The organism is Microcoleus sp. POL10_C6 (assembly GCF_036701585.1).
GTDB lineage: Bacteria > Cyanobacteriota > Cyanobacteriia > Cyanobacteriales > Microcoleaceae > Microcoleus.
The window spans coordinates 14,026-32,800 of sequence record NZ_JAUBRB010000032.1 but is presented as its reverse complement, the minus strand read 5'-3'; the positions used below and the strand labels follow the sequence as shown (position 1 = coordinate 32,800).

General features: G+C 46.2%; 18 protein-coding genes and 1 pseudogene. 7 read left to right on the top strand and 12 right to left on the bottom strand.

What is annotated here, in order from left to right; translation table 11 throughout:
• Window positions 1–53: 53 nt before the first annotated feature.
• From tuf to rpsL, 4 genes are all read right to left on the bottom strand, one after another.
• Window positions 54–1,283, bottom strand: coding sequence for an elongation factor Tu (tuf, locus tag QUA34_RS18320; protein ID WP_242724596.1), 1,230 nt, complete (start codon window positions 1,281–1,283; stop codon window positions 54–56).
• Between the two features lie 101 nt (window positions 1,284–1,384).
• On the bottom strand, window positions 1,385–3,457 hold the full coding sequence (fusA, locus tag QUA34_RS18315) for an elongation factor G (RefSeq protein WP_333388841.1): 2,073 nt from the start codon (window positions 3,455–3,457) through the stop codon (window positions 1,385–1,387).
• Window positions 3,458–3,800: 343 nt separating this feature from the next.
• The gene (gene rpsG, locus QUA34_RS18310; protein WP_006632196.1) at window positions 3,801–4,271 is read right to left on the bottom strand and encodes a 30S ribosomal protein S7; all 471 of its coding nucleotides are present in this window, start codon (window positions 4,269–4,271) and stop codon (window positions 3,801–3,803) included.
• A gap of 145 nt (window positions 4,272–4,416) precedes the next feature.
• Entirely contained in the window at window positions 4,417–4,797 is a 381-nt protein-coding gene (rpsL, locus tag QUA34_RS18305) for a 30S ribosomal protein S12 (protein ID WP_006632197.1), read from the bottom strand.
• 454 nt (window positions 4,798–5,251) lie between these two features.
• On the opposite strand from rpsL, the gene QUA34_RS18300 reads away from it, so the two are divergent.
• Window positions 5,252–5,455: a hypothetical protein gene (locus QUA34_RS18300; protein WP_333081254.1), complete on the top strand. Its 204-nt coding sequence runs from the start codon at window positions 5,252–5,254 to the stop codon at window positions 5,453–5,455.
• A 311-nt stretch (window positions 5,456–5,766) separates the two neighbouring features.
• A complete protein-coding gene (locus QUA34_RS18295; RefSeq protein ID WP_333327792.1) occupies window positions 5,767–6,621 on the top strand; it encodes an Npun_R2479 family HD domain-containing metalloprotein in 855 nt (284 codons plus the stop codon).
• Between the two features lie 149 nt (window positions 6,622–6,770).
• Here the strand turns inward: QUA34_RS18295 and QUA34_RS18290 are convergent, their stop codons facing one another.
• From QUA34_RS18290 to QUA34_RS18255, 8 genes and pseudogenes are all read right to left on the bottom strand, one after another.
• Complete coding sequence (locus tag QUA34_RS18290; RefSeq protein ID WP_333327789.1) at window positions 6,771–7,286, bottom strand: transcriptional repressor; 516 nt, start codon at window positions 7,284–7,286, stop codon at window positions 6,771–6,773.
• Between the two features lie 472 nt (window positions 7,287–7,758).
• Window positions 7,759–8,253: pseudogene (locus QUA34_RS18285) on the bottom strand (chlorophyll a/b binding light-harvesting protein); the annotation flags it as partial.
• Between the two features lie 696 nt (window positions 8,254–8,949).
• Window positions 8,950–9,687 (bottom strand): response regulator transcription factor, encoded by a 738-nt coding sequence (locus QUA34_RS18280; RefSeq protein WP_333081299.1) that lies wholly within the window; start codon window positions 9,685–9,687, stop codon window positions 8,950–8,952.
• A gap of 596 nt (window positions 9,688–10,283) precedes the next feature.
• Window positions 10,284–11,246 (bottom strand): FTR1 family protein, encoded by a 963-nt coding sequence (locus tag QUA34_RS18275; protein WP_333327786.1) that lies wholly within the window; start codon window positions 11,244–11,246, stop codon window positions 10,284–10,286.
• A 96-nt stretch (window positions 11,247–11,342) separates the two neighbouring features.
• Window positions 11,343–11,777, bottom strand: a complete 435-nt coding sequence (locus tag QUA34_RS18270) for a ferritin-like domain-containing protein (protein WP_333075906.1) — start codon at window positions 11,775–11,777, stop codon at window positions 11,343–11,345.
• A 116-nt stretch (window positions 11,778–11,893) separates the two neighbouring features.
• Entirely contained in the window at window positions 11,894–12,628 is a 735-nt protein-coding gene (locus QUA34_RS18265; RefSeq protein ID WP_333327784.1) for a hypothetical protein, read from the bottom strand.
• Window positions 12,629–12,643: 15 nt separating this feature from the next.
• Entirely contained in the window at window positions 12,644–13,117 is a 474-nt protein-coding gene (locus QUA34_RS18260; RefSeq protein WP_333388840.1) for a hypothetical protein, read from the bottom strand.
• A gap of 69 nt (window positions 13,118–13,186) precedes the next feature.
• On the bottom strand, window positions 13,187–13,822 hold the full coding sequence (locus tag QUA34_RS18255; RefSeq protein WP_333327778.1) for a hypothetical protein: 636 nt from the start codon (window positions 13,820–13,822) through the stop codon (window positions 13,187–13,189).
• 628 nt (window positions 13,823–14,450) lie between these two features.
• Between QUA34_RS18255 and QUA34_RS18250 the strand changes: the two genes are divergently transcribed.
• The 5 genes from QUA34_RS18250 (at window position 14,451) to QUA34_RS18230 (ending at window position 18,700) form a co-directional block, all read left to right on the top strand.
• Window positions 14,451–15,380 carry an energy-coupling factor ABC transporter permease gene (locus tag QUA34_RS18250; protein WP_333327775.1) on the top strand — a complete coding sequence of 310 codons (930 nt, stop codon included), beginning with the start codon at window positions 14,451–14,453 and terminating at the stop codon, window positions 15,378–15,380.
• On the top strand, window positions 15,373–16,029 hold the full coding sequence (locus QUA34_RS18245) for an energy-coupling factor transporter transmembrane protein EcfT (protein ID WP_333388839.1): 657 nt from the start codon (window positions 15,373–15,375) through the stop codon (window positions 16,027–16,029). Before QUA34_RS18250 ends, QUA34_RS18245 begins: the two co-directional genes overlap by 8 nt.
• 135 nt (window positions 16,030–16,164) lie before the next feature.
• A complete protein-coding gene (locus QUA34_RS18240; protein ID WP_333327769.1) occupies window positions 16,165–16,899 on the top strand; it encodes an ABC transporter ATP-binding protein in 735 nt (244 codons plus the stop codon).
• Between the two features lie 159 nt (window positions 16,900–17,058).
• Window positions 17,059–18,066, top strand: a complete 1,008-nt coding sequence (locus QUA34_RS18235) for a 2-hydroxyacid dehydrogenase (RefSeq protein ID WP_333327766.1) — start codon at window positions 17,059–17,061, stop codon at window positions 18,064–18,066.
• Between the two features lie 196 nt (window positions 18,067–18,262).
• Window positions 18,263–18,700, top strand: coding sequence for a CAAD domain-containing protein (locus tag QUA34_RS18230; protein WP_333230982.1), 438 nt, complete (start codon window positions 18,263–18,265; stop codon window positions 18,698–18,700).
• Window positions 18,701–18,775: the final 75 nt, after the last annotated feature.

The following is an 18,775-nucleotide window of genomic DNA, read 5'->3' as shown; positions in this document are numbered from 1 at the left end:
AAAGCCTGATTAAATTTGGTGGCTTTTCTGCTATTTAAGTTGTTATCGGAGTCCTACTTGAGGATTTTGGAAACAACGCCGGCGCCGACGGTGCGGCCGCCTTCGCGGATAGCGAAGCGCATTCCTTGTTCGATCGCGATCGGGTGAATCAACTCAACAGTCATTTTGATCCGGTCACCGGGCATCACCATTTCTGCTTCAGTACCGTCATCAGCCGTGAATTGTGCGATCGTGCCGGTCACGTCAGTGGTACGGACGTAGAATTGAGGGCGATAGCCAGAGAAAAAGGGCGTGTGCCGGCCGCCTTCTTCCTTCTTCAGGATGTACACTTCAGATTCAAACTGAGTGTGAGGCAGGATGCTTTTCGGCTTGGCAATCACCATTCCGCGTTCAATATCCGCCTTTAAAATCCCCCGTAGCAGTAGACCAACGTTGTCGCCGGCCAAACCTTCTTCCAGAGACTTGGTGAACATTTCCACACCAGTCACTGTAGTGCTGCGAGTGTCCTTAAGACCCACCAATTCGACTGTTTCGCCGACTTTGATAGTTCCACGTTCGATCCGACCAGTGGCGACCGTACCCCGACCAGTAATCGAGAATACGTCTTCAACTGCCATCAAGAAAGGCTTGTCAACTTCGCGTTCTGGGGTGGGGATGTAAGCATCTACTTCTTCCATCAGCTTGTAGATTTTGTCAACCCACTCATTTTCGCCCTTGACAGTCTTGGGATTAGCAAGCATCGCTTCGAGAGCTTTCAATCCCGAACCTGTGACGATGGGGATGTCATCGCCCGGAAAATCGTAAGAGCTCAAAAGTTCGCGAACTTCCAGTTCTACCAATTCCAACAGTTCAGCATCATCCACCATGTCTTCTTTGTTCAAGAAGACAACCAAGCTGGGAACGCCAACTTGCTTAGCTAGCAGGATGTGTTCGCGAGTTTGAGGCATGGGGCCGTCGGCTGCTGACACTACTAGGATGCCGCCGTCCATTTGAGCTGCACCGGTGATCATGTTTTTCACATAGTCAGCGTGTCCGGGGCAATCTACGTGGGCATAGTGCCGACCTGTTGTTTCGTACTCAACGTGAGCAGTATTAATCGTAATACCCCGTGCTTTTTCTTCAGGCGCAGCGTCGATGTCGGCGTAGTTCTTAGCCTTTGCTTGACCTAGTGCAGAGAGAGTCATCGTAATCGCGGCGGTCAAAGTTGTTTTGCCGTGGTCAACGTGACCGATCGTGCCGATGTTTACGTGGGGTTTATTCCGTTCAAATTTTGCGCGTGCCATTCTTGATCTGTTCCTTGTTTTTTTTAGCGATTTTAGACTTGAGATTTTAGATTCTAGACTTTGGATTCAATCCAAAATCCAAAATCTAAAATCCAAAATCATTAGTTCCCTTTGTTCTTAGCGATAATGGCTTCAGCCACGTTTCGCGGCACTTCTTCGTAATGGCTGAATTCCATTGTGAAGATGCCTCGACCTTGGGTTTTCGAGCGGATGTCGGTGGCGTAACCAAACATTTCTGCTAGTGGAACTTTTACAGAAACTTTGGCTATCCCCTGATCCGTCTCTTGACCTTCGATCTGACCCCGACGCGAGTTGAGGTCTCCGATGACGTTCCCGATGTAATCTTCAGGAACTTCAACCTCTACTTTCATCATAGGCTCTAGCAGCACTGGCGACGCCTTCATCACGGCTTCTTTGATCGCCATTGAACCGGCGATCTTAAATGCCATTTCTGAGGAGTCTACGTCGTGGAAAGACCCGTCTACCATAGTAGCTTTGAGGTCAATCACGGGATATCCTGCTACAATACCTGATTCGCACGCTTCTTTCATCCCTTGTTCTGCCGGGCCGATGTACTCTTTGGGTACAGTGCCACCAACAATTTTGGAGACAAATTCAAAGCCGCTTCCGACTTCGGTGGGTTCTAGTTCGATCACGACGTGACCGTACTGACCTTTACCGCCACTTTGGCGGATAAATTTACCTTCGGCGCGGACGGATTTGCGAATGGTTTCACGGTAGGCTACTTGTGGCTGACCCACGTTGGCTTCTACTTTGAATTCCCGCAGCATCCTGTCTACCAGGATTTCCAGGTGCAGTTCGCCCATGCCGGCGATGACTGTCTGGTTGGTCTCTGGGTCAACGTTGACTCGGAAGGTGGGGTCTTCTTCCGAGAGTGACTGGAGGGCTTTGGAGAGCTTCTCCATGTCTTGTTTGGTTTTGGGTTCGACAGCCACCGAGATGACTGGCTCTGGAATAAACAGAGATTCCAGAATCACTGGCGCTCCTTCTTCGCAGAGGGTGTCGCCGGTGAAGGTGTCTTTCAAACCCAAGGCTGCTCCCAAGTCTCCGGCCCGCAGTTCCTCAACTTCTATCCGATCGTCCGCTTTGAGTACAATTAGGCGAGAAACTCGCTCTTTTTTGTCTTTGGTGGAGTTCAGGACGTAGGTACCTTTTTTGAGGATACCGGAGTAGACGCGAACAAAGGTCAGCCGGCCGTAGGGGTCAGCCATGATTTTGAATGCCAGGGCTGACAGCGGGGCGCTGTCGTCTGCAAATCGTTCTGCTGTGTCGCCGTTGGGCAGGAGTCCTTGAATTGGAGGAACTTCCAAGGGCGACGGCAGATAGTCGATGACTGCATCCAACAACAACTGAACGCCTTTGTTTTTGAAGGCCGAACCGCACAACATGGGGACGATCGTACCTTCGACAGTGCCGTGACGCAGGGCCAAGCGGATTTCGTCTTCCGTTAACTCTTCGCCTTCGAGGTATTTCTCCGTGAGGGCGTCGCTGGTTTCTGCTACGGACTCGATCAGCTTGGTGCGGTATTCTACGGCTAGATCCTTTACTTCATCGGGGATTTCTACTTCCTCGATGTCGGTTCCCGTGTCGTTGTTGTAGATATAGGCTTTCATTTGCACTAAGTCTACAATTCCCCGGAAGTTTTCTTCACTGCCGATCGGGATTTGGATCGGTACGGCGTTCGCTCTCATGCGATCGCGAATTTGGCCGTAGACTTTGTAGAAGTTTGCGCCCATCCGATCCATTTTATTGACGAACACAATCCGGGGTACGTGGTACCTATCGGCTTGTCGCCAAACTGTTTCGGATTGCGGCTGCACTCCCCCTACCGAGCAGAACACTGCGATCACTCCGTCGAGCACTCGCATCGAGCGTTCGACTTCGATCGTGAAGTCTACGTGTCCGGGAGTGTCGATGATGTTGATTTTGTAATCTTTCCAACTGGTGGTGATAGCAGCGGCAGTAATCGTAATTCCCCGCTCCCGCTCTTGCTCCATCCAGTCAGTGACTGCTGTTCCCTCGTGCACTTCACCCATTTTGTGAACCATGCCTGAATAGAACAGAATTCTTTCAGTTGTTGTTGTTTTGCCCGCGTCTATGTGGGCTGCGATGCCGATGTTGCGAGTTTTTTCTAGCGGGACGGTACGTGCCACAGCTACCTCCTTAATCTTGTGTTGCTGTTATAATACTATTATACTACACAGTAACCCTATTTTGCACTCCCCAGTAACTTACAAAAGTCTCTGGAGTTTATTGTTACATTTTAATATTTTTTGCAAGATTTGTTTACAAAAATATTAAGGATGCGACATGGAGGATTCAGAGAGTGCGTGAATTTTGAGTGCGTAAATTTTGATTTTGGGAGTCTTGAGTTTGCTTCACGAATCGCAACTGCGCCAAGAGAAGCAATCTCAACACTCAAAACTTACACTTGCCAATTTCTCACCCGATGCTTTTATACCGCACGATCGCGCTCTTCTCCATGCCCGATGTTGCTTAGTAGCGGTAGTGAGCAAAAGCCTTGTTAGCTTCAGCCATGCGGTGAGTTTCTTCGCGCTTGCGAATAGCACTCCCTGTTTCGTTAGCTGCATCCATCAGTTCGTTGGCTAGCTTGGCTGCCATCGAGCGGCCGGTGCGGGCGCGGGCAAATCTGATCAGCCAGCGGAGGGCGAGTGTTGTACCGCGATCGGAACGCACTTCCATTGGCACTTGGTAGGTGGCGCCACCTACCCGGCGGGCTTTGACTTCGACTAGGGGTGTCGCGTTTTTGACTGCTTTTTCAAACAAGTCTAACGGTTCAGCCCCTGTGCGTTCTTGGATGGTTTTGAGGGCGTCGTAGACGATGCTGGAGGCAACGGATTTTTTGCCGTGCTGCATGATCCGTCTCACCATCATGCTTACCAACCGGCTGTTGTAGGTTGGATCTGGTGGAACTGGACGTTTTTGAATAACTGTGCGGCGAGACATAGTTCTATTTGGGATTTTTGATTTTGAATGATTGAGTTTGGGGTTTTGGGATCACATCTCGATTGATGACGATCGAGCGTGCAATTGAGCGGCGCGATCGGATTTATTTTTGCTTCCCAACCCCGACGATCGGGCGAGTTCCGTGTTATTTTTTCTCTTTAGGACGCTTGGCCCCGTATTTGGAACGACCCTGCTTGCGGTCTTTCACCCCAGCGGTGTCTAATGTACCGCGAATGATGTGGTATCTAACTCCGGGCAAATCTTTTACACGACCGCCCCGGATCATTACTACCGAGTGTTCTTGCAAGTTGTGACCGATCCCAGGGATGTAGGCGGTGACTTCAAAACCAGAGGTCAGCCGTACCCGAGCCACCTTCCGCAGCGCCGAGTTGGGTTTTTTCGGGGTGGTCGTGTACACTCTGGTGCAAACTCCGCGGCGCTGGGGGCAACTCTTGAGAGCTGGCGATTTGGTTTTTTTCTGCGTTTGTTCCCGTGCTGAACGGATGAGTTGCTGAATAGTGGGCATGAGTTACGGCATTTCTAGCTTTTTGCTGAATATAGTGATTTGGCTGTATCCGCACTGAAAGTCCCTTCCCCTCTGGGGGGACGGGATGAATGAAAATAATTATGGGTAAGTGAGGATACCAGACTCTGTATTGTACACGACGCGTGTTTCTTTGGCAAGAAATTTGCGCGACCACCGCTCCAACTTGCTTCCTTACTGCAAGTTGTCCGGGGGCGAGCGCAACGGGAGAATGGTATGTGACATCCTATAATTTAGGCGCAACTATGATGATTTTCACAGCCGTCAGCAAAATTTATGAGATCGCAATATCGCGCTTTTTCGCTCAAATTACCATTGTTAGGAGAGGTGCATTAACTCCAGCCTGGGATCGCATCACAGTCTATAGCCGATCTACATCACATAAAGTTATCTAAAATTGCCGGACAATAAGAAATATACATTGAGTTGACTGCAGATGACAACCAAAGCTTATATTCCTGAATATAAAATTTCCGAACTTTACTTGAATATTTGGAAATCCGGTAAGATCGATCGGGATCAGTTCCAGGAAATTCAATACGCAATTAATTCTCACAGTTTAAAAAGTTCAGAGGATCGAAAAATTGTCAGCAGGCTGCTGTATGCAGTACGGCGGGGATGGGTGTCAGTGATGGACTGAGTTGCTTGGGAGTTTTGAGTCAGGGCGCGAGATTGCTTCGTGACTCCCCGGGCGTAGCTGCGTCAATGAGTTTTGAGATTACCACCCACGGAGCACAACACACACGGGGTGCATGAGTGGTGATACCAATTTACTATCAAGCTGCATTTAATATAACGCTAAGGATATAGTTCCAACCAAAAAGACATCAGCCTCATTTAGTGTATCTTGATAGTGAATTGGTATGAGCTAAAATCTCATCCATAAAAGTAGACGAATCCCCAATAGATGCACCGCTCTTAAAAGGAAATATTAAGGTAAAAGGATAGGGTATGTTTAATTCTACAGAACTGCTGATCGAGGCTTTCATCGAACAACTTCAGAACGGGTACAGCCGCACTTACGGAGGCTACAAATCAGATTATGCTGACATTATTGCCTGGGTGGGGGCAATGGCGTTAGAAAACATCGCCAACAGCGATGCTCTTTATCACAATGTAGAACACGCCATTTGCATTAGCTTAGTCGGTCAAGAAATCTTGCGGGGAAAACACATTCGCAAGGGCGGAGTTTCCTGCGAAGATTGGCTGCACTTCATTATTTCTTTGCTGTGCCAAGACATCGGATATGTCAAAGGAGTTTGCCGGCAAGACCAAGAATCAGAAGGATTGTATGCTACGGGAAAAGATGGCATGAGAATTGCACTTGCTCCCGGTGCAACAGCGGCTAGCTTAGCTCCTTACCGAGTTGACAGAGCTAAATTGTTTATTGACGAGCGCTTCGGCAACCATAAGCTAATTAATGCTGAGATAATTAAGCAGAACATAGAACAGACTCGTTTCTCGGTCCTTGACGGCAACACTGACGAGGAGGCAGTTAATTACTCTAGTTTAGTTCGCGGTGCTGACTTGATAGGTCAGCTCAGCAACCCGCAATATTTGCAGAAAATTGGCGCGCTCTTTTACGAGTTGGAAGAAAGCGGTGCTACTAAAGTTTTGGGCTATCGACATCCGGGCGACTTGCTGCAAAGCTACTCTAAGTTTTACTGGAGCGGCATTTATCCTCACATCAGTGAATCTCTCGGTTACTTGCAGTTGACCCAGGAAGGCAAACAGATTGTTGCTAGTTTGTACGCTAACATATTTCGGATGGAACACCAACGTTGCGATTCTTCTGAGGTTGCTTGATTGCAAAAGTGAATTCAGCAGTCAGCAGTCAGTTGTCAATGATCATGGGTTATTTTTAGGTCCTAATAACTAACAGCTCATAACGAATAAAAAAGCACAAATTACCAATTATCACCAATTCCATATTACCTAAGTGTATTTCATCCAAATCAACTAATTTCCTCCTCCATTTCCGAATGATATCTGGGACACAACCAATTGCTGGGTACCAAAGAAGGCCATCCCTCCCGTAGCGCTTCCAAACAAACAGCTCGCACAGTTAATTGACAGTCAAGCAGTTCAACCCCAGCTTTTTCAACTTGCTTTTTGCCAATTTTTAAAATTGATTCATCGCTAAATTCAAAGGTTTTGTGACACTGAATGCAAACCAGATGATGGTGGTGGTGCAATTCGGGAAAATTCAGTTCGTAATGTTTGTGTCCTTCTGCTAATTCTAGTTCACGCAAAATTCCTATCCTTGCTAATAAATGCAGCGTTCGGTAGACAGTAGACAAGCCTATTCGTTCTCCTTGATTCTGCAAAGTCCTGTATAATTCTTCCGCACTTAAATGATTACCCTGCGGTAGATTTTGAAAGACACTCAAAATAGTTTCTCGCTGGGGAGTCAGGCGGCAGCCTCTTTGGTTGAGTTCGACTTTGAGTGAGTTAGCACTGTATAAATTCATGTCGGAAAAAATAAAAAAGTTGAACGAGGATGGTCATGGATTATCTGTTATTTATTCGTGCTATTTTTTAGATGCTCCTAAAGTATATTTTCCGTGATAATCCATATAACTCTAGACTCCCCCTTTAGTCCAGGGTAATCTGCTAGCCACCTATCCCCTTTGCTAAAAGTGGAACTGAAAAAGTTGTTTTCGGTATTTCTGCGTAATTTTTGTGAAGTTTATAGCAATGTTGCGGATAAGCATTGATAAAACAAGTCTTAGGTTCAAAGTCAGTGCAACCGCTCGCATCTTCAGCACAAGCAACGCACGGGCGCACTGTAAATGTGAGGCGGTAGTCGTTAGTAAAAAAATTCCAATCACAAGGAATTGGATACAAGCGCTTGATTTGATGCACTCCTTCTGGCAATGTTATGGACAGACTCCACAAAAATAATCAAAGTGGCAATACATAAATATTAGAAAAAGACAGTCATAAACCACCGAGATACATAGCTTTAGCCCCCAACAAGAAGGTAGCGACACCCAGCAAAAGTAGGTGGATGCCCAAGATGGTGGTCACTTTGTGTGCGTCTTCCCATGTGTAGCCAAAGAAAGAAGTTCTTGCTTCGAGGGTGGCTGGCCCTTTGAGGGAGTGAAAGATGCCGCCGAAGCCGAGAAAGGCTGAGCTGATTAGGTGAATCGCCCTAACGGCGAAGTACGGATCAGTCTCGACAATTTTGCCTCCCGCACCCCCGCCCAAGCCGAGTCTGGCTAGGTTTGGCAACAGGATTAAGCCTTGTTCGTACATGGGCAATTCTGAGTTAAAGCGAGAAAGCTCTAATAGGGTATAGGCTCCCGCCCAGAAGACGATGAGGCCGGCGTGGGCGACGTGGATACCGAGCAAACGGCCGGAAAGGTTGATTAAGCGGGCGTTGCCGACCCACCAGGGAAATGATTTTCCTTCGGTTGGGAAGGATTTTTTTGCCATGCTGGTCACGGCGATTTACCTCTTGAGAAAGATGTCAGTGGAGTTTTAAGCGATCGCAGATTATTGATATAGATAATCAACAATTTTAGTAGTTTAGTCAAGGGGTATTTGAGAAAAATTTTCACTGATTTGAGTTCAGGTATGTAAATCAGTAGGAAAAAACATCGTTATATCACGATTATGACTGTTTTTGGCGCTTGAGCGGAGTTTGGCTTCTCCTTAGCCAAAATAGCAGCTAAAGGAATACCTCTAAATTTATTGATAAATAATATTATTAAAGAGTACTATGGCTAGAGTATTGTTTAAGTAGGTATCCAATCCTCTCGGAAAAGACAAGGTGGAAAAAGAAATCCGGTACTTTCCTATGGACAAGCTTCTCTAAAAGTACGGTTAGAGGCAGGGCGGTTTCATTCTCACGAAAATCGCGATTTTGTAGGGGTAGTGCCCCCGTGCCTACCCCCCCCACAGGCGATTTCACAGTTTCAGACATGGGGGCAGCCACGGGGGGCAGCCCCTACAAGAGAATGAAACCGCGCGGTTAGAGGGGGGTGTGGGATTGTTTTTTCCGAATGAAGAGAGTTAATGCCTACTTGTTGACATATTCATCTCAAACTCCAAACAACTAAGCCTGAGAGCAAATGCTCTCAGGCTTTTCTAGCGGAACTTTTAACTGCTTGTTGCATCTGGCGTGCTAGCTCAAGCAGAGGATTTTGTTTGTTCAGCTACTTGCTCGTTGTTGGGTAACTCCAGGCAATAACCAGCCCCGTATACGGTTTTGATGTACCGAGGATGGCGGGGATCGGGTTCCATCTTGGTTCTCAGGTGTCTGATGTGTACACGAATAGTTTCGATGTCGTCGTCGGGGTCGTAACCCCACACTTCTTTGAGAATTTCGCTAGGAGAGACTGTCTGACCGTGGCGCTGAAGCAAGCAGTGCAGCAGCTCAAACTCTAGGTGGGTCAGTTTGACTGTCTGAGCGTACCAAACAGCTTCAAACCTTTCGGGGACAAGGGTCAGCGGGCCGTAATTCAGGATTTCGGAGTGTTTGGCCGCTTGGGGGATGCGGTCTGTGCGTCTTAGTAGAGCTCGCACTCGGGCTAGCATCTCTTCTAGTTCAAAGGGTTTGGTCAGGTAGTCGTCGGCGCCGGAGTTGAAGCCTTCTACTTTGTCTTGAGTTTGACTTAAGGCTGTCAACATCAAGACGGGAATGTCTGAGGTGCGCTCGTCACGCCGCAAACGCTGACATACGGTGAATCCGTCTACTCTAGGCAGCATGAGGTCTAGCATGATCAGGTCGGGGAGCAGTTGTATGGCTAGTGCCTGACCTTTGATGCCGTCTTCTGCCTGGGTGACTTCGTAGCCAGCCATTTCTAGGTTGACTGCTACGAGTTCGGCGATCGCCGCGTCATCATCAATAACAAGTATCCGAGGCATCATTATTTATCTCACCGCTAACCGAATGGCAGATCCTACAGCCTTCTGGGGGTTCCAGGTAACTTTAACGAACAATTTTTTAATTTTAAGCTTCATTAAGGATTATAAGGTTGATTAAGAACTTTCGGAACTCTGTAAATATTCTTGTACTAATTATAAGCCCTAAGAGCGCTTATCAGAAAACTGTTTACCAAAAATCTTGCTGGGGACAGATTTTTGGTCGGAAAGAACAGCCTTAACTTTTGCAGGGTGCGCCTGGGGCTTCACAGGATCGCCCTAACGGTAGTCCGCGTTTTGCATAACCCTGTTAACCGTTAACTGTAATTTTTTTAAGTTAGTTAATTTTGCTGATAAAGTTTTTGTGTTTTTTGATCGGTAGGGCTTGCTTTTTTGGGGTATTGACGGTATTATCAAATAATATTAATATGACTATTTATAAAATAAATAAACAATGTTGGCATCATTTAATGATATCATATAAAAGTCAAATAATAAATCCCGCAAACTGAAAGTTTTTGGTCAATTTTTTGCGTGTGGGGCTAATTTCTTTATCGCCCTGGAATCAGCAAAACAACCGATAAAAACAGGTTGCATACCTACTGAGGGCGAGTTTCCGATCGAGCTGGCTGAGTATTTTTGTTGGGAACAGTCGCCTTAGCGCCTAATTTTTGGAAATAAAGACCGCCGATGGTGGCTAAGAATATTGTGTAAGCGGCTGCTTGGACGAGATAAAGTCGATCTCTGTATCCAAACAGTGCTTTGAGAAGCACTCCTGGAAATTGTCGATCGGGCAAAATTTCCGCTGCATTCCACACCATAGGCCCTAAAATACAAGAGTGGAGTGGTGCGAGGCGATCGTAATAAACACAAATTGCTGAATATTTGCTATTCATCTGCGACAAAATCCCAGCGGCTTGGTCAAAATGTTTGAGTGCAGATACTGCCAAACCTGCTACGATTAACAGCAACAAAATCCCCATAAACTTGAAAAACAGGCGGATATCAATTTTGACACCCCACTTGAACAGTAGCGCGCCAAGGATTGCGGCCCCAGTCAAACCGCCCAAAGCACCCAAAGCAGGAGTTAAACCTTGTTGAAATTGAGCGCTGACAAATATAACTGTTTCAAAACCTTCGCGCAGTACCGCAATAAAAATTAAGCCAAATACGCCCCAGCCGGCCTTGCTATTTTCTGTTAAAGCTGCTGTAACTGCTCCTTCAACTTCTGCTTTGAGAAAGCGAGCTTGCTGAGTCATCCAAATTAGCATCCAGCTTAGCATTGCGATCGCCACCATGCCCAACACGCCCTCTAATAGCTGTTTAATGACTGGTGCGTAAGGCTGCTCTGAGGTTGATAGTGCTGCGAGCAATCCATTGAAGATAATACCCACAATACCGCTAGCACCAATGCCGGCTGCGACACCTGCATAAACCCAAGAATTGAGGTGACTTTGCTCGGCTTTTTTGAGGCAAGCTAGTACAATTCCGACAACTAAGGTGGCTTCTACGCCTTCGCGCAGGGTAATTACAAAAGTGGGTATGGCTTCACTAAAATTCATTTTTTATAATCATGGGGCATGGGCATGGGGTATTGGTCATTGGTGAGTGGAAATAACCAATAACCAATAACCAATAACAACTAACTAATGATTAAATCAACTATAATCCCGCAGCATTTTTTTCAATTCTACTTGGTGCAATTCTTCTTGCCCAATCAAATTGCGGGCATATTCTTCCAAATAAACGCTGGAGTCGGTCACAACTTCAAGTAAAGATTTATACTTTTTGAGCGCTTTTTTCTCGTGATTTAAACTTTCTTCTAACAAGTCTTTCACCGAGTGTTTGTAGGTTTCTTCGATGGGAGCAATTTTCTGACTAGGATGCCCCTCTAAACCGGTGAGAATTTCTCCTGCTTGTTGGGCGTGGATTAGAGATTCTGTGGCTTGTGCTTTAAAAAACTGCACGATGGGAATCCGGTTTGGCCCTGTCACCATTAGTGAATAGTGGGTATAGCGCACGACACCTGCAAGTTCCCATTCCATGATGGTGCATAGCAGTTCCTGGGTTTTTTTCTCGTCAAGTTCTTTCATTTGTTGTTTTAGAAGTAGCAGACCCTAGAGGGCGCTGTTTATAATATCACATTTAAGTTAAAAATGAAAAGTAAGGTGCTGATGGCGCACCTTACCGGAGAGATGTTGTATGTGAGTTAGGGGTTAACTTCTAAGGTTCCAGTAGGAGCAAACACTACAGTAAACTTAGCAACTGGTGCTGCACTGTTACGGCTGCTAGTTTCGGAAGATTTCAGCAGATTTGGCAAAGGAGTTTCTTGGCTGTAATCCTTGGCTGGTTGATTGAGTGGCTCGAAATTGCCGATCGCCCCATCTTGACTTGTAGTGACTCGATACACTAGATTTTGATTGAATGTAGGGCTAGTTTGCCAACTTCGATCGATGCGATCGTAGACTTTGAGAGCTAACTCATCTAGTTTGACGCGATCCGTAATTTCTGCTGTGTGATTTGTTCCATCCACCGCCTGAACTTCCTGCTGGCCTGCTGATACAGGTACAGCTTGGACAGTCTTATCTGTAGGGCTACTCGCCATAGCCGTTTCAGTAGACGTATTAGTGAAAGGTACAACCTCTGGAGACTTGTCAGGCAGCTTTTTTTGGCTGTCAAGAGCTAAATAGGAATTATTAGCAGCCGGAAGCGCACTGCTACTGGCAATAGCTGGTTGGGCCAGCCCCTTAGCAACAGCATTAGCGGGATTTTGCCCCTCAATTGTCAAAGACTTGACGTGAAAACCGCGAAACTTTTCTTTTTGGCTAACACGCCACATTGCGATGGGAAAAGTCATAAAGAAAAGAGTTAAAACTCCGACGCTAACCCAAACTATTTTGTGCATCTCCCTGGCTGGGATCGGCTTATTTTTTGTCTCCATCATCAAACCTCACATTACTTAAGTTAACGGTAAATAGGGAAATAGAGGATGCCAGCACATAGCTGTGGCAGCAACCAACAAAGCAAACATCCAGAAAAATATGGTGCGGCTTTTAATGTTCTTATTCTTCCAGAGAGTATGGAGAATTGGCCAACTAATCAGCCAACCCACCAGCAACATAGTTTCTTTGCCAGTGTAACTGCCGATATTTCCCCACAATTCGCTATCCGTCTTGCTTCCGGGAATCCAAGTGCCGAGATTCCAAACAATTTTTTCTGTGGCTTTCGATGTGTCTGACAAGTGGTGAGTCACCATCATTGTAAAACAACCAATTGCTGCACTAATTACTGCGGCTGCGGCAGGCCCGGAAACACTAGGTGCTGTTTCTGCTCCTTCGGCTAAACCGCTGGGAAAGTGTTTTAATTGGCTCCAAAATTTCCCGTATACAGGTTCATTACCCGCATTATTTTGGCGGGATAATTGTCTAGTCATTGTAAAAATATCCTAATTTTGGTAATAGGTAATTAGCCGTTGCTAATGCTAAAGTCAACTAACTGTTAATTACAAAGCGTGGATTTTAGCCACACCAAGCCCGCTCACCATGCCGCCCATTGCGAAAAACATGATTGCCATCAAAGCCACGCAGGTAGCTGTTAAAACTGGGCGATTTTGCTTTTCTAAAATCGAGTTGCCATAGTTCCACAAAATCCACGCACAAGCTACTGTTAAAGGCAATGTAAACAGCACGCTAAATTCGTGATATTCCATCAAAACGTACTGCGCTAGAGGAGAGTTTTCTTTCAGCGCTGCTCTCGCTCCGCCGAAATCTATGCCTGCTCGATACCGCATATAAGCCCAATTGCCAGTAGCAATGGCCAAAAAACTCAAAAGAGTTGACCAAAAGGCTAATGTACGCATTTGTGGCAAGATTTTAGGGACACCCCGCAACAATGGAAATGCTAGATGTCCTGTATAAACCATTACCACTAATGCCAACATTGCACCCATGCCGTGAATGGTTCCCATCCACCGCTGCCAAGGGCTCGGATGCAGTAGGTTAACTAAAGGTAAAAACAGAAATAAACCAGCGGATAAAAAGCTAAGTCCGTAGACAGAAACTTGAGCGATATCTAACTGTTTGGGAAATTCAGATGCAACTAAATCGGTAGTTGAGTCTTGGGTTGAGTGCTGCACCACTGGCAAACCTCCTGTAGGTTGTGCGGAAAATTACTTGAGAATAAGCGCATTAGTATTTTGAGTTTCTTGATAATGCAGCTCGTGCGGACTAAGCCGATCGCACATTGGCGCGATCGACTACCGCAAACATACTGCTAACTATATTAAGTCGCAATAATTCGCACTTCTTAGTTTCTATAACACGCAATACTTTGGCTTTGACTAGCTATCTGCTAATTTCACTGCTGCGGTCGTCAAAATTTAATGCTATTTATTCTCAATAATTGACAATAAAGCCAATGAGAGATTTTCAGTAAATTCTTTAGATTTTTTTAATATTATTGTTTGAGGGTGACGGTGAATACAATTTTGCAGTTGAATCTGTAAACAAATATTGATAATTCTTATCAAAAAGCTTCTATTTAGGCGTGCTAGGTAAAATATCCGAATAATTCTTCAGGATTATTTAATCTAAAATTTCTCATCCTCAAAATTCAGCCTTTGAGGCGGTAATCTATATCCCATAAGCGATTGCCCGCCACCAATCCCCCGATCGCTCGATCGCACCAATACCCCCAGAGGGGGTTTTAAATTTTTGTAAAAAATAGTTGACTAAAGACTTGGAAGTTCTCTCGTTTGGGATAGATCGATGCACATACCTGATGGTTTCCTTTCACCGCCAGTAGCTGTTGCCACCGGCATAGCAAGCGCAGCAGTAATTGCTGTTGCCCTGAATCGAACCCGCGCCAGTCTTGGACTTCGACAAGCCCCAATCATGGGCTTAACTACAGCTTTCGTATTTGCGGCTCAGATGATTAACTTTCCCGTAGCAGGTGGCACCAGCGGCCACTTATTAGGAGGAGCGCTAGCTTCCGTGGTTTTGGGGAACCCTTGGGCGGCAACTTTAGCGATGAGCACAGTTTTTATAATTCAGAGCGTCTTGTTTGCCGACGGGGGCATCACCGCCCTGGGAGCCAATATTTTTAACATGGGGCTAGTTGGCATTTGGGTGGGCTGGTGGCTGTTGCAGCCATTGCAGCAACTCTTGGGAGGTTCCAGAAATCGTTTGCCGCTAGCTGCAGGGATTGCAGCCGCCCTTAGCGTCGTGGCTGCTTCGATTTCTGTGGCGATCCAATTGGCAATTTCTGGAACAGTAGGACTCAATATCGCATTGCCAGCAATGGTAGGGGTGCATATTTTAATTGGGATTGGCGAAGGGGTAATTACAGGCGGCGTTTTAACTTATCTCGTCAAAGTGCGGCCGGATTTACTGCCGGGACAACAGCCACAATTGCAGAAATGGGTAGTGCCAGTAATCGGAGTTTTATTAATTTCCGGGGTGCTTTCACTGTTTGCTTCAACTTGGCCTGACGGGTTAGAAGCGGTAGCCGAAAAATACGGCTTTAAAGATCAAGAAGCTGTGGCGATCGAAAATCCCACTCCTTTAGCAGATTACACGGTTAAAGGATTAGAAGAACAGCCTATTGGTACTAGCATTGCTGGACTTTTAGGATCTGCCTTCAGCTTCGGCGCGGCTTTTGGGATTGCTCAGTTGGTGGTAAAACCTAAAGATGTCTAAACTCTCCATACCTTTTCGATTGCGAGTGTCTCTCACAATTGTGATTGGCATGGGTTTTCTGAAGACAGGCGCTTGGCTGTGGCTGGGAATTTATGGGGCGATCGCACTTTTGTGGTCATTTCGGCTCAGGGCTCCGGTACGAACCCTAGCGCAACTGTTAGGAGCAGAATTGGTTTTTCTCTCCTTATTAGTGCTGCCCCAAGGTTGGGAACGCGCCAGTTTTCTGTTGCTGCGTTCCCTAATTTGCCTGCTAATTATGAACAGCTTCCTGCTAACTTTGCCACCCCACAGTTTCGGAATCGCCCTCAAAGGATTACCCCTACCAGCAGGTTTGCAAGAGATTGTACTTTTAACAGGACAATACTTAGAAATCCTGCTGGCCGAAGTCAACCGCATGAAAATATCTGCCCAACTCCGGGGCTTGTCCGGTACCGGAGGATGGCTGCGTTACGCCAGTGCTTCCATGATCGGAGCGCTTTATTTGCGAAGTCTCGATCGGGCAGAAAGAGTACACGCAGCCATGCTAATTCGCGGGTATCAAGGAGCTTTACCTGCTGACTCAAAATCAACACCAAAAGAGCGACTCTGGCTGACAGTAGCAATTTTAATGGCAGCAGGATTAACAATAGCTTCTTATGGTAACTGGTAATTTAGAAGGGGCAATTGGTAATTTGTAATTGATTAATTCATGCCTCTACCTTTTGCCTTCTCCCTTCCCCTCTCTGCGCCCTCTGTGCTCTCTGCGGTTAAATACTCTTAATCCTAAAATCGAGGAAAATAAAAATTGACTATACTCAAATCCGTGCCAACAATCGAAGTAGAAAACTTAGTATTCGGATATCACGATCAAAAGCCAATATTGCGGGGAATTTCTTTTACTTTGCAACCGGGAGAAAGAGTTGCCCTACTCGGCCTGACAGGTGCTGGTAAAAGCACTTTGCTCGAAAACTTGATCGGCTTAAAAGTGCCTCAATCCGGTGAGATTAGAGTGCAGGGAAAAAAGTTGGAACCGAAGACTTTATCGCAGGCACGCAGGCAGATTGGATTTTGCTTTCAAGATGCTAACGACCAGCTATTTATGCCCACTATTTTAGAGGATGTCATGTTCGGGCCGCGCAATTACGGAGTGCCGCCGGGAGTTGCGCGCGATCGAGCTTTAGCGCTATTACACGAATTTGGTTTAGTAGAATTTGCCAACCGTTCTGCCCACGAACTTTCGGGAGGTCAAAGAAGGTTAGCAGCCTTGGCAGCAATTTTAGCATTAGAGCCGGCAATTTTAATCTTAGATGAGCCGACTAATGGACTAGATCCCTCGTGGCGGCGTCACTTGGCGTCAGTTTTGTCCCAATTGCCGATCGAGGTAATTTTGATCGCTTCTCACAATTTGAATTGGATCGGGAAAACAACTCAAAGGGCTTTAGTTTTGGCGGATGGCGAGATTAAAATTGACAGAAAAACCCAAGATTTGCTGGCAGACAAATCCACTCTCGAATATTACAATTTGCCGCCAGATTGGTAATTAACCATTGTTTATTAGTCATTACATAAAGTAGTCATAACTAACCACAAGCGATATGTCTCATGGAAAGTGGGTTGTTTGGGGCAACGGCGTTCTAGTAAACTTTAGAGTTGATCGGGAAAGAATTTCCCACTATTACTGGGTTTGCAGGCAAAAATCATGAAGGTAGCCGTATTCAGCACCAAATCTTACGATCGCACATTTCTGGAAGCAGCGAATGTCGGCGACAAACACGATTTAGTTTTTTTTGAACCGCGTCTGAACCTGGAAACCAGCGTTTTGGCTGCTGGATTTCCGGCAGTCTGCGCGTTCGTGAACGACTCCTTGGACGCGAAAACGCTGCTTAGCATTGCCGAAAAAGGCGTTCGCTTGCTGGCCCTGAGATCCGCCGGATTCAATCACGTCGATTTAGCAGCAGCGAAGGATTTAAATCTAACTCTCCTCCGAGTTCCGGCTTATTCTCCCTACGCAGTGGCCGAACACGCAGTCGCTCTGATTTTGTCCCTCAACCGCAGAATCCATCGGGCCTACAACCGCGTCCGCGAAGGCAATTTCGCCCTAGACGGCTTGTTGGGTTTTGATCTCCACGGCAAAACGGTGGGAATCGTCGGAACAGGCAGAATTGGCGCAATTACTGCCCAAATTCTGCACGGATTCGGGTGTCACCTGCTGGGATACGATGTTTACCAAAACCCGGATTGCCTCGCCCTAGGCATGGAATACGTCGCACTCCCCGAACTGTTCGCCACCTCTGATATTGTCAGCCTCCACTGTCCGCTGATACCGGAAACTTACCATTTAATCGGTGCAGAGGCGATCAAGCAAATGAAACCGGGGATGATGCTGATCAATACCAGCCGCGGTCAGTTGATTGACACTAAAGCTGTTACCAAAGGACTGAAGTCTGGTATAATTGGCTACCTCGGTTTAGATGTTTACGAACAAGAGACGGATCTGTTTTTTGAGGATTTGTCAAATCACGTCATTCAAGACGACGTATTTCAGCGTTTGCTGACTTTCCCCAACGTCCTGATTACCGGACACCAAGCTTTTTTCACCGAGGAAGCTTTGAAAAATATCGCCGAAACCACGATCGGCAATATCACCGATTTTGAACAAGGACGCCCTTGCCCGAATCAAATTGACCTCGATCAAGTGAAAAAATGAGTCAAAAGACCGATTTAGCAACGAGGGGAATTGTTTACAATCAAGTCTTATCCTTATTTTTGCTTGCAATTTGTGAAGCTCTGCCTTAGTCTCATCAATTAGTCCCTGCAGCGCGAATGCTGTGCTAATTGCCGGAGAATTATACTGGCAGCAATTCACAGCCTGCAATTTTACCTGACAACGGAGGAAGTATCCAATGACACAAGCTAACTTTTCGGACGAGACACAAACAGTTACTGAAGTCGTCACAGTAGACCTGGTGGAGGACAAACCGGGGGTAATGACTACAGTGACAACCACGGAAACAACGGCGAGCCAGTTCCAAGATATTAAAGACCAAGTTATTACAATTTTGTCGGAACTCCCAGCCTATCTCTCTAATTTTTTTGCTGACTACCAAAAGCCCCTCATAACTGTTGGTTTAATTCTGGCAGGCGGTATTAGTATTAAGGTAATGCTGGGAGTTTTAGGTGCTCTTAATGATGTCCCTTTGGTAGCTCCAATTTTTGAGTTGATTGGCATGGGATATACGGGTTGGTTTGTTTACCGGTATCTGCTCAAGGCTTCTAATCGCCAAGAGTTGTTAACGGAAATTGATTCTTTAAAAGAACAAGTTGTAGGGAAAGATTCTTAGAGGAAGTCATTAGTCATTAGTCATTAGTTAGTGGTTATTTGTTATTTTTGAGGCTATACCAATAACCGATAACAA